Origin of the sequence: Streptomyces sp. NPDC059828 (assembly GCF_042731955.1) — a bacterium.
Taxonomy (GTDB): Bacteria; Actinomycetota; Actinomycetes; order Streptomycetales; family Streptomycetaceae; genus Streptomyces.
Genome location: NZ_JBHWIW010000025.1, coordinates 86489 through 97703, shown reverse-complemented (window position 1 = coordinate 97703; position 11215 = coordinate 86489). Strand labels below are relative to the sequence as shown.

10 protein-coding genes and 1 pseudogene are annotated in these 11215 nt (G+C 70.6%); 4 read left to right on the top strand and 7 right to left on the bottom strand.

From position 1 onward, the window contains the following. Nucleotides 1–391: 391 nt before the first annotated feature. Nucleotides 392–1244, bottom strand: a pseudogene (locus ACFV6V_RS17460) (oxygenase MpaB family protein). A gap of 251 nt (nt 1245–1495) precedes the next feature. Here ACFV6V_RS17460 and sph point away from each other — a divergent pair. Then, nucleotides 1496–2488, top strand: a complete 993-nt coding sequence (gene sph, locus ACFV6V_RS17455; RefSeq protein WP_385565484.1) for a sphingomyelin phosphodiesterase — start codon at nt 1496–1498, stop codon at nt 2486–2488. Between the two features lie 266 nt (nt 2489–2754). Here the strand turns inward: sph and ACFV6V_RS17450 are convergent, their stop codons facing one another. The 4 genes from ACFV6V_RS17450 to ACFV6V_RS17435 all read right to left on the bottom strand — a co-directional run bounded on the left by ACFV6V_RS17450 (nt 2755) and on the right by ACFV6V_RS17435 (nt 5294). Further along, nucleotides 2755–3216, bottom strand: coding sequence for a hypothetical protein (locus ACFV6V_RS17450; protein ID WP_385565482.1), 462 nt, complete (start codon nt 3214–3216; stop codon nt 2755–2757). A gap of 61 nt (nt 3217–3277) precedes the next feature. Next, the gene (locus ACFV6V_RS17445) at nt 3278–3757 is read right to left on the bottom strand and encodes a macro domain-containing protein (RefSeq protein WP_385565479.1); all 480 of its coding nucleotides are present in this window, start codon (nt 3755–3757) and stop codon (nt 3278–3280) included. A 59-nt stretch (nt 3758–3816) separates the two neighbouring features. Further along, nucleotides 3817–4341 carry a hypothetical protein gene (locus ACFV6V_RS17440; RefSeq protein WP_385565477.1) on the bottom strand — a complete coding sequence of 175 codons (525 nt, stop codon included), beginning with the start codon at nt 4339–4341 and terminating at the stop codon, nt 3817–3819. Nucleotides 4342–4421: 80 nt separating this feature from the next. Next, nucleotides 4422–5294: a class I SAM-dependent methyltransferase gene (locus ACFV6V_RS17435; RefSeq protein WP_385565500.1), complete on the bottom strand. Its 873-nt coding sequence runs from the start codon at nt 5292–5294 to the stop codon at nt 4422–4424. A 276-nt stretch (nt 5295–5570) separates the two neighbouring features. On the opposite strand from ACFV6V_RS17435, the gene ACFV6V_RS17430 reads away from it, so the two are divergent. The 3 genes from ACFV6V_RS17430 to ACFV6V_RS17420 all read left to right on the top strand — a co-directional run bounded on the left by ACFV6V_RS17430 (nt 5571) and on the right by ACFV6V_RS17420 (nt 7669). Further along, nucleotides 5571–5948, top strand: coding sequence for a VOC family protein (locus ACFV6V_RS17430; RefSeq protein WP_385565474.1), 378 nt, complete (start codon nt 5571–5573; stop codon nt 5946–5948). Between the two features lie 313 nt (nt 5949–6261). After that, a complete protein-coding gene (locus ACFV6V_RS17425) occupies nt 6262–7035 on the top strand; it encodes a MerR family transcriptional regulator (RefSeq protein WP_385565471.1) in 774 nt (257 codons plus the stop codon). Nucleotides 7036–7090: 55 nt separating this feature from the next. Continuing rightward, the gene (locus ACFV6V_RS17420; RefSeq protein WP_385565469.1) at nt 7091–7669 is read left to right on the top strand and encodes a hypothetical protein; all 579 of its coding nucleotides are present in this window, start codon (nt 7091–7093) and stop codon (nt 7667–7669) included. A gap of 78 nt (nt 7670–7747) precedes the next feature. On the opposite strand, the gene ACFV6V_RS17415 is transcribed toward ACFV6V_RS17420, so the two are convergent. Together ACFV6V_RS17415 and ACFV6V_RS17410 are read right to left on the bottom strand one after the other, a co-directional pair. Next, entirely contained in the window at nt 7748–9928 is a 2181-nt protein-coding gene (locus ACFV6V_RS17415; protein WP_385565466.1) for a 3-hydroxyacyl-CoA dehydrogenase NAD-binding domain-containing protein, read from the bottom strand. Nucleotides 9929–9978: 50 nt separating this feature from the next. Continuing rightward, entirely contained in the window at nt 9979–11193 is a 1215-nt protein-coding gene (locus ACFV6V_RS17410) for an acetyl-CoA C-acetyltransferase (RefSeq protein ID WP_385565463.1), read from the bottom strand. Nucleotides 11194–11215: the final 22 nt, after the last annotated feature.

Sequence of the window (11215 nt, the reverse complement as noted above, 5' to 3'; positions counted from 1 at the left end):
TTTTTTGCGTTTCTGTCCTGTCCCCCACTGCGTTGGGTGCGGCGCGGCCGTTTTTTTTTTGGGGTTTTGGGTGTGTCCGGGCCTGTGGGCGTCCGCCCCCCCGCCTCGCCTGTGGCGACCCGGAGATACCTGTCGCCACAGCAACAGGGCGTCGGAAGCGCAGCCCGTGCGCCCCACATCGCCGTAAGCGCCGCTGCGCCGCCCGCCGCTCAGCCGGCCGGCCGGCTCATCGAACCACCGGCCTCCGCTGATGTCGCCGGGCACCCACAGCGCGGGCGATGCGAACCCGTCAGTCGTGGCGCGCTCGTGGACCGCGCTCATTTCCCGCACACTCGGCTTCGGCTTCGGCGTCACGGCGCCTCAGGCTGTGCGGATGCGGCGGTCCTCGTGTTCACGACGCCGCCCGCGCACCGAGCCGGGCCGCCCGGCGTGCCTCGCGGGCGAGGGGAAGATACCGAAGTCGTTCGGGGAGCACGGGCACCACGGTCCGTACGGCACGTCCGAGCCGACGCAGCCGCCGCTCCTGCAGGTCCGTCCATGGCAGACCTATCGCCTCGCGGGCGTCGGGTGGCATCAGCCCGATGGTGACGAAGCGCCGGAAGCGCACGAACCCCGGCCTCAATACCGGCCAGCCCCACCTCAGCAGCAGCCGCAGCGGCAGCGGTCCCCGGTCCATGGGCGGAATGGGACGGTCGGTGGCGACGAGGTCCCGGACGACGGCGGTGGCTTCGAGCTCATCGGCGAGGACCTTGCGGTAGTAGGGCCAGAACTCCTCGACGGTGCTCGGCATATCCCGGTCGTGGATGCCGAGGATCCGGCCGACCTGGAGCCACTCCGCGTAGAGGCGCCGCTCCTGTGCGCCGGTGAGCGGGCGGTACAGATAGCGGCAGGCGTGCTGGTAGACGGGAAAGCCGGTGGCGTGGACCCAAGCGTAGTTCTCCGGACTGAGCGCGTGGTAGCGGCGGCCCCGGCTGTCGGTGCCCTGGATGGTCCGGTGCAACGCGCGCAGCCGCCGGCCCTCCTCCGCCGCCGTACACCCACAGCTGAAGCGAGCGCAGGGAGCGCTCGCCCCGGCCCCAGGGGTCGGTGCGGAAGACGGAGTGCTCGTCGACTCCGGCGCCCACAGCGGGGTGCGCGACCTGCATGGTCAGCGCCGCCGGCAGCATCAGCAGGCCGCGGATGTCTCCCGTGAGGCTCCACAGCATCCCGCCGACGGGTGGTGGCACCGGATCCGGCCTGCGCATCCCGGGCCTCCCAGGGTGGGTCGTCGGGCGGGGCCCCCGCGGGCCCGGCCCCTGTGTTTCCAGTATGCGATCACACGGCGCCCGCAGCCGCCGCTCAGGGGTATCCGGAGTTGTCCGGACAAGTTCGCTTGATCGAGATGCTTCCGCAAGAAAACCGGTGCCTGGAGGCTACCCCGAAGTAACTGCCGCTGCTTTGATGTGCGCGCTGGTTCATCTCCAGCCAAACCCCCCACCCATAATTGGGAGTTCATGTGGCGCATTCCTCGCTTCGCCGTGTCTGTGGCGCTGCCCTCTCCACGGCCCTCACGGCCGTCGCCCTGGCCGCGGCCACCCCGTCGGCCGAGGCCTCGGCCGGCGCCGCGGCGACGCCTTCCATGAAGGTGCTGACGTACAACGCCTTCCTGTTCAGCAAGACGCTGTACCCGAACTGGGGCCAGGACCACCGCGCCCAAGCGATCCCCGCGGCCTCCTTCTTCCAGGGCCAGGATGTCGTCGTGCTCCAGGAGGTGTTCGACAACTCCTCCTCCGAGGCGCTGATGCGGAACGCGTCCGCGCAGTACCCGTACCAGACCCCGGTGCTGGGCCGTTCCAAGAGCGGCTGGGACGCCACCGGCGGTTCGTACTCGTCACTGACGCCGGAGGACGGCGGTGTCACGGTCCTCAGCAAGTGGCCGATCCTCCGCAAGGAGCAGTACGTCTACAAGGACGCCTGCGGAGCCGACTGGTGGTCCAACAAGGGCTTCGTCTACGTCGTCCTGAACGTCAACGGCACGAAGGTGCACGTGGTCGGCACACATGCGCAGTCCACGGACCCGGGCTGCGGCTCCGGCGAGGCGGCCACGATGCGCAGCCGTCAGTTCAAGGCGATGGACGCCTTCCTCGACGCCAAGAACATCCCGACGTCCGAGCAGGTCATCGTGGCAGGTGACTTCAACGTGGACTCCCGCACCTCCGAGTACGCCACGATGCTCGGCGACGCCGGCCTGGCCGGCGCGGACGCCCGCACCGGCCACCCGTACTCCTTCGACACCCAGGACAACTCGATCGCCGCCGACCGCTACCCGGACGACCCGCGCGAGGACCTGGACTACGTGCTGCACCGCACAGGCCACGCCAAGCCGTCCGGCTGGAAGAACGCGGTCGTCAAGGAGCAGACCACGCCCTGGACGGTCACGAGTTGGGGCAAGGACTACACCTACAGCAACCTCTCGGACCACTACCCCGTGACGGGGTCCGCGTCCTAGGACGCCAAGGCGTGTGTGAGAACTGGCGTCGTTCGCCCGAAGGGCGGGGCTCGCGGCGCCTAGTGCGTGCCATCGCAAGGCGGTGGGTCGTCCTCGTACGGGGCGTACTCGGACGATTCGACAACACGGCGAGTGTGCGTGCCAGGCGTCGCGAGCCAGACGGGAGTTCTCACACACGGCCAGGGCCGCCACAGCTGAAGCGCCTCTCCCGCCCCCGGGCGGGAGAGCCGTTCGGCGGCGGTTCGGAGGAACCGCGGAACGGCCGGCTACCGGTATGCCAGCGCGACGTTGTGGACATAGAGCCCCACCACGGCGATCACGCACAGCAGGACCACCCAGGAGCCGACGCTCGTGTGCCGGCGACCGCCGCGGTTCCGCGTCTCCACGGATCGCTCGGGCCGCGCGGAACGCCTCGTGGCCGGCGCGGAAGGCGCGGTGTCCACCGCGGCCTCGGCCAGCAGCCGACGGCACGTCGCCGCCAGTGCGGCCGTCCCCGCCGTGAGGCCGACGACCGCCTCCGAGCGCGCCGGCGCGGTGGTGCCACCGTCCAGGATGCGGCCCGCACGCAGCAGTATCTCGTCCCGGCCGCCGCTCGGCGCGAGGCTGATCCAGCGCTGGACATGGTCACCCCGGATGACCACGCCCCCCGCGCGGTCCCGGTACACCGTGTGCTCACGCCACAGGACGTCGGCCAACTCCGTCGCGGTCTCTCTCAGTTGCGCACTCATGCGCCGCCTCCCCCTTCGCTCCGCCCCGTCGGCACGGACGAGCACCGCACTCTAGCGCCCCCTATGACTCGTGGTCGTAGACCGTCACGGCGATACCCCGCGCCATGAGGCGCTGCTCTATCAGCGGCTCCACCCGCGCCCATGAGCCACCCGCGAGCCCGCAGCCGATACGGGGCATATGAACCGAGGCCCCGAGCCTGGCCGCCTCGTCGGCCAGCGTCCCGAGTGCCGTGCCGATGGCCTCGTACCGCACCGGCGGGCCCTTGCTGCCCGTACGTGTCCCCCGCTGTCCGACCATGTTCGCCACCCATGTGTACGTGCCGACCTGGACGAGCTGCACCGCCCCCAGCCCGAAGTCATTGCCGGCCCGCCCGCGGTGCCAGCGCCGGTAGGCCGCCTCCGGCTCCGGCCAGCGGCGGGACAGCGCCAGGACGAAGCCCTTGCCCCAGCCGCCCAGGTCGTTGCAGACATGCGCGATGACCTTGACGCCCTTGCCGTGCGGCACGGTCGCATCGCCCCGCACATACGTGATCGCCGTCATCCCCACCTCCCCCATGTGCGGCAACCATACGGAGCACCACTGACATCCTGAGGTGCTCCTCAGGGCTCCGCACCGCAGCGTCGCGCGATTGCCTCGAGGCGTTCGAGCTCGCGACGCGCTGCTGTCGGGTGGGCCAGGTCGAGGGCCATCCCCGCGCGGGCCGTGATGTAGGCGACGTCCTCGCGGGTGGCGGCGTCGAGCGCGGGAGCGCTCTGGAGGCGGCGGCCCGTGACCCGGAGGAAGAGCGCGATGCTCCCGAGCTCATCGCGCAGGTCCAGGGGCAGCACGTGCCGCAGTTCGTCCTTGGCGTAGTCCCGCGCCTGCTCGTCGGCCTCGCCGGGACGGGGCAGCGGGGGCGCCCAGGAAAGACCGGGCCCATGAGTCTCGTCGTACATGTCCGCCACCCCGAGAAGCGCCGACGCCCGATCCCCGTCGGCGACGGCCTCGCGAGCCCACTCCAGCCTGGAGCGCAGTCGGGCACGCGCCTGAGCATCCTCTCCCGTGCGGGCGTCCAGGTAACTGGACCACACGTCGAAAGCCTTGCTCAGCTCGGCGTCCAGCATGACGTCGTACGCGTCCGGCAATCCGCTCCCCCTCCTCCGGCCGCCCGGACATGGACGGCAGCGGCATACGATAGGCCGGGTGGCGGGGCTTCGCCTGCGAATTACCGAGCCGCCCGGTCACCACCGCTCTGGTCGGGCGCCGTAGGTGGTCCGTCCGGCGGGACAGACTCGGGTTTCCGGCCCCAGGCGGTCAGCATGCCGGCCGAGAGGGCTGCGCATTCGTCGGAATCCAGGTATCGGACGGCCTCCTCGATGGCGGCTTCGTCGACCAGGCCGGTGGCGAGCATCGCCGCTCTGCTCCGCTGCCATGTGTCCGCCCAGAATCGGCTGATGGGACTGCCCGGCAGCAGCGGGGGCACATGGATCTCGGCGGCGACGGATACGAGACCCGCCCCGCGCAGCAGGTGCGGGTACGACGGCACCCAGGAGACATCGGTGCCGATGGTGTCCCGAAGCCCCTGCCACAGCGCCCGCATCACCGCGGTGTACGGCGTGCCGGGGGTGCGGTCGCTCGTCAGGTCGACGGCGTCGCTGAGCACCAGCACACCGCCGGGCGCGACGAGTTCGGCCAGCGCCGTGATCACACGGTCGCGCTCGGGCAGGTGCATCAGCACGAAGCGCGCGTGGACGAGCCGGAACCGCCCGGGGTCGAAGTCCGGGGCGGTGACGTCGGCTTCCAGCACGTCGAGCCCGGGCCGCCGGGTGAGGAAACGCAGGTCGCGGTCCACGGCAAGCACGCTCGCCACCCCGGCCTCGTCCAGGAGCCGGCGCGAGACCGTGCCCGTGCCGGCACCCACGTCCAGGCAGTGCCACCCCGGGCCGACCCCGAGTGCTCGCAGGCGCGTCATGGTGATGTCGTCGTAGGCGAGGGCGCCGAAGTCGATGCGCGCACCCTCGCCCTCCTGATCGGGCCGGAACACGGCCTGGCCGTACCGGCCGTCACTCCGCGCGTCCTCGTGCGGGGCGGGAGTCACCGCGCCGCCGAGGTCACGCGGCGGGCGGCGCGGAGCCCGGTGCACCGGACCAGCATGTCGTCGAACGGCTTCATGGCCGGGCCTCTTCACGCGATGGGGCGGTGCCGGGCAGCTGTCCCGAAGCAGCACCGCACCGATCCTCCACCGGCGGCCGCGCGGACGGCCGAGGCGCGCCGTGCCTGAGCCGATCGGCCCAAGGACCCGCTCACGTTCAGCGGGGCCGTCGGCCTTCGCCGTACCCCTCGGCCGTCGGGTCGGCTACGTACACTGACGGGCATGGCATGCCGCATAAGTGAGCTGGTCATCGACTGCGCCGACCCGGACCGGCTCGCCGCCTTCTGGAGCAAGGTCCTCGGCTATGCCGAGCTCGGCCGTGAGGACGACGGAAGCATCGAGATCGGGCCGCAGGACGCCGGCTTCGGCCGGCCCACCCTCGTCCTCAGCCCCAGCAGCGCCCCGCGGACCGGGAAGCTCCGACTGCACATCGATGTCAGCGCCACCGACCGCGACCAGGACGCCGAGTTGGAGCGGCTGCTCGCTCTCGGCGCCAGGCCCGTCGACATCGGCCAGACCGGCGCCGAGAGCTGGCACGTCCTGGCCGACCCGGAAGGCAACGAATTCTGCCTTCTGCGCACCCGGCTCCAGCCTCTCTGACCACGTGCCTCCCCGCTCCGGGCCGCGCGGCCGTCCGCGTGGGGAGCACCACGCACAGCCGTCCGAGCGCCGCACGGCCTCGTCGAGGAGCACCACCCCAGCGCCCAGGAGCCCAGCCGAGCCCCCTCCGCCGCATCGGTGAAGGGGGCTCGTGGCTGACGCACCGCCGTGGAGCGCCGTCTCGGGAAGCGCACCAACGGGCTGCGGCCACCCGACCACACCCGGCCCAAGCCTGTCCCAGCACTTTCACAACACTGGTGAGACAGCAATACTGTTTCACTGCGATCGGAACGTGCGCGGAACGAGGGAGACCATGGCGACCGAGACCGATGAGCCGACGCTCACCGTCGACGAACTGGCCGCCCGCGCCGGGGTCACCGTGCGCACCATCCGGTTCTACAGCACCCGTGGACTGCTGCCGCCCCCGGTGATCGGTCCCCGCCGCGTCGGGCACTACGGGCCCGGTCATCTCTCGCGACTGGCCCTGATCGAGGAGCTCCAGCACCAGGGGATGACCCTGGCGGCGATCGAGCGCTATCTCGAGCAGCTGCCGACCGATCTCAGCGCCCGCGATCTGGCGATCCACCGGGCCCTGGTGGCGTCGTGGACCCCGGAGTCCGCCGATGAGGTGTCCCGGGAGGATCTTGAGCAGCGCGCGGGGCGGGGTCTGACGGATCAGGACATCGGCCGGTTGGCGGCCATGGGTGTGCTGGACCGGACGGCGGAGCCCGACGTGTACCGGCTGGACGGTGGTCTCCTGAGGCTCGGGATCGAGCTGCTGGACGTGCCCATCCCTCTTGAGACGCTCCTGGCAGCCCGTACGGCCCTGCTCGAGCACGCCCGTGCCGCCGCACACGAGATGAGCCGTCTGTTCCAGGACGAGGTGTGGAGTCCGTACCGTGAGCGTGAGTCGGACGCCGACCATGTCGCCGCGATGAAGTCGCTGTCGGCCCATATGCAGCCGATGGTGGTCCAGGCCCTGGTGACGGCATTCCAGCGCTCGCTGCGCCAGGAACTGCGCGAGGCGTTCGGCGCCGGTCCGGCCCGCTCGCGGCCGGCCGGGTCCGCTGTCAGTGGTGACCTCTAGTGTCCTGATCGACAGGGGGCCGATGTCGGGTCGACCCCAGGGGTGAGGGGGCACCATGCGATTCGCACAGCTGAAGCCCGGTGGGCTCTATGTCATGCGGACGTACCGTCCGGATTGGGAGCTGACCCTGATCCGGGTGAGCTCGTCCCCGCGCCTGTGGCGGTGGAACGAGAAGCGGTGGTCCTACGAAGTGGCCGAGGACGCCCGCAGGGCCGACCTCGGGAAGCGTGTCGGCTATCTCGCCGTCTCGCCTCCGGCCGCGTGGCCGGAGAGCGACGGGGTGGGCGGGATGCTGCGCCGTGGCATCCAGCGCTGGGCCCGGCCGATGGCCGCGCTGCGCTTCCCCCTGCCGGATCCTTCGGTGAGCCGTGTGGCCTGGCATGATCTGCCGACCCACGAGGAGGAGATGTCCTGGATGGTCTTCGCGCCAGGGGACATCGTCTGCCCGTACACCTCGCCGGAGGAGTTCGAGCAGCGCATACGGGACCGGATGACGGTGCTGGGTGCGGCGCCGGGGCCGGTCTTCCAGCCGCCTCCCCCGGGCAGCCTCACACCCACCGACGTCCACCGCGCGGCGCTTCGGCTGGACGTACTCGCGGAGCTCCTTGAGCGCATACCCGACCCCCAGCCCTGACGGGCGTTCCGTACACGGCGAGGGACGGACCCGCGCTTGAGGCAGGTCCGTCCTTCGCTACGCGACGTGTGAGCCCTTTCAGGCGTCGGTGAAGGTCTCGCCCTTCTCCGCCTTCTCCACCAGCAACGCGGGCGGCGCGAAGCGCTCGCCGTACGTCGTCGCCAGCTCGCGCGCCCGGGCGACGAAACCGGGCAGGCCGCCCTCGTAGCCGTTGATGTACTGGAGCACGCCACCCGTCCAGGCGGGGAAGCCGATGCCCATGATGGAGCCGATGTTGGCGTCGGCGACCGTGATCAGTACGCCTTCCTCCAGGCAGCGGACGGTGTCCAGCGCCTCGGAGAAGAGCATCCGCTCCTTCATGTCCGTGAACGGGACGTCCACACCCGGCTTGCCGAAGTGCTCCCGCAGCCCCGGCCACAGCCCGGCCCGCTTGCCGTCGGCGTAGTCGTAGAATCCGGCGCCGCCGCTGCGGCCGGTGCGGCCGAACTCGTCGACCAGACGGTCGATCACCGCGTCCGCGGGGTGCCCGGTCCAGGTGCCGCCGGCCTCCTCGACGGCCCGCTTCGACTCGTTGCGGATCTTGCGCGGAAGCGTCAGCGTCAGCTCGTCCATCAGGGACAGCACCTTCGCCGGGTAGCCGGCCTGGGCCGCGGCCTGCTCGATCGACGCGGGCTCGATGCCCTCGCCGATCATCGCGACGCCCTCGTTGATGAACTGACCGATGACGCGGGAGGTGAAGAAGCCTCGGGAGTCGTTGACGACGATCGGGGTCTTGTTGATCTGGCGCACCAGGTCGAAGGCACGGGCCAGCGCCTCGTCACCGGTGCGCTCGCCCTTGATGATCTCGACCAGCGGCATCTTGTCGACGGGCGAGAAGAAGTGCAGTCCGACGAAGTCGACCGGGCGGTCCACGCCCTCCGCGAGGAGGGTGATCGGCAGCGTGGAGGTGTTGGAGCAGAGCAGGGCGTCCGGCTCCACGATGTCCTGGATCTCCTGGAACACCTTGTGCTTGAGCGACGAGTCCTCGAAGACCGCCTCGATCACCGCGTCGCAACCCGCGAGGTCGGCCGGGTCGCCGGTGGGGGTGATCCGGGCGAGCAGCGCGTCGCGCTTGGCCTCGGTGGTGCGTCCCCGGCTCAGTGCCTTGTCGAGCAGCTTCACCGAGTAGTCCTTGCCACGCTGGGCGGCGTCGACGCTGACGTCCTTGAGGACGACCTCGATACCGGCCCTGGCGCAGGAGTACGCGATGCCCGCGCCCATCATCCCGGCGCCGAGCACGGCCACCTTGCGGACCTGGCGCGGCTCGATCCCCTTGGGCCGGCTGGCTCCGGAGTTGACGGCCTGGAGGTCGAAGAAGAACGCCTGGATCATGTTCTTCGCGGTCTGCCCGGTGAGCAGATCGGTGAAGTAGCGCGCCTCGATGACCTGGGCGGTCTCGAAGTCCACCTGGGAGCCCTCGACCGCGGCGGCGAGGATGTTGCGCGGGGCCGGGTAGGGGGCGCCGTTCAGCTGCTTCTTCAGGTTGGCCGGGAAGGCGGGCAGATTGGCGGCGAACTTCGGGTTCGACGGCGTGCCGCCCGGGATCCTGTAGCCCTTGACGTCCCAGGGCTGCTGCGACTCGGGGTGCGCGTCGATGAAGGCGTGTGCCTTGGCCAGCATGTCCTCGGGGGTGGCGGCGATCTCGTGGACGAGGCCGTTCTCCAGCGCCCGCTGCGGCGCGTACTGGGTGCCCTGGAGGAGCACCTTCAGCAGCGCGTCGGCGATGCCCATGAGCCGTACGGTGCGGGTGACACCGCCACCGGCAGGAAGCAGGCCGAGGGTCACCTCGGGCAGGCCGAGCTTGGAGCCGGGCGCGTCGAGGGCGATGCGGTGGTGACAGGCGAGGGCGATCTCGTAACCGCCGCCGAGCGCGGCGCCGTTGATGGCGGCGACGACGGGCTTGCCGAGGGTCTCGATGCGGCGCAGGGCGTGCTTGATGCCCATGCCCAGGTCGAAGGTCTCCTGTGCGTGCTCGGGGCCGACCTGGATCATGTCCTTGAGGTCGCCGCCCGCGAAGAACGTCTTCTTGGCGGAGGTGAAGATGATGCCGCGGATCGTGTCCTTCTCGGCCTCAGCGCGGTCGGCGATGGCCGCGATGGACTCCTGGAAGGCCCGGTTCATGGTGTTGGCGGACTGGTTGGGGTCGTCGAGGACGAGGGTGACGACCCCGGTCTCGTCCTGCTCCCAGCGGATGGTGGAGCTCGTCGGCGTTGCTGTCATTGCTGCTTCTCCGTATGCGGGAAGGATCAGGGGCGGGAGGGACGGGACGCTCAGATGCGCTCGACGATGGTGGCGATGCCCATGCCGCCGCCGACGCACAGCGTGGCCAGGCCGTAGCGCTTGTCCTGGCGCTCCAGCTCGTCGATGAGCGTGCCGAGGATCATCGCCCCGGTGGCGCCCAGGGGGTGGCCGAGCGCGATCGCTCCGCCGTTGACGTTGACCTTGTCCAGGGAGAGCCCCATGTCCTCGACGAAGCGCAGGACGACCGCGGCGAACGCCTCGTTGATCTCGACCAGGTCGATGTCGTCGATGGTCAGCCCGGCCTTCGCGAGGGCCTTGCGGGTGGCGGGCGCCGGTCCCGTGAGCATGATGGTGGGCTCGGAGCCGGAGACCGCGGCGGAGACGATCCGGGCGCGGGGCCTGAGCCCGTAGCGCTCGCCGACCTCCTTGGAGCCGATCGCGACGAGCGAGGCACCGTCCACGATGCCGGAGGAGTTGCCCGCGTGGTGGACGTGGTCGATCTTCTCCACCCAGTGGTATTCCTGGAGCGCGACGGCGTCGAACCCGCCCATCTCGCCGATCGTCGCGAACGACGGCTTGAGCGAGGCCAGCGAGTCCGCCGTGGTGCCCGGGCGCATGTGCTCGTCGTGGTCGAGGACGACCAGTCCGTTGCGGTCCTTGACCGGGACGACGGACCGGTCGAAGCGCCCGTCCTTCCAGGCCGCGGCGGCCCGCTCCTGGGAGAGCGCGGCGTACTCGTCCACGTCGCGGCGGGTGAAGCCGCCGATGGTCGCGATCAGGTCGGCGCCGATGCCCTGCGGGGCGAAGTTGGTGTCGAAGTTGGTCATCGGGTCGGCGAACCAGGCGCCGCCGTCCGAGCCCATCGGCACACGGGACATCGACTCGACGCCGCCCGCGAGCACCAGGTCCTCCCAGCCGGAGCGGACCTTCATCGCCGCCATGTTGACGGCTTCCAGGCCCGAGGCGCAGAAGCGGTTCTCCTGTACGCCGGCGACGGTGTCGGGAAGTCCGGCGGCAATGGCGGCGATCCGGGCGATGACGGAGCCCTGGTCGCCGACCGGGCCGACGACACCGAGCACGATGTCGTCGACGGCGGCGGGGTCCAGCGACGGGAAGCGGGCCTGGATCTCGTGGATCAGGCCGACGACGAGGTCGATCGGCTTGGTGCCGTGCAGGGCGCCGTTGGCCTTGCCGCGTCCGCGCGGGGTGCGGATCGCGTCGTACACAAACGCTTCGGTACTCAAGACAGAGCCTTTCGCATCACGA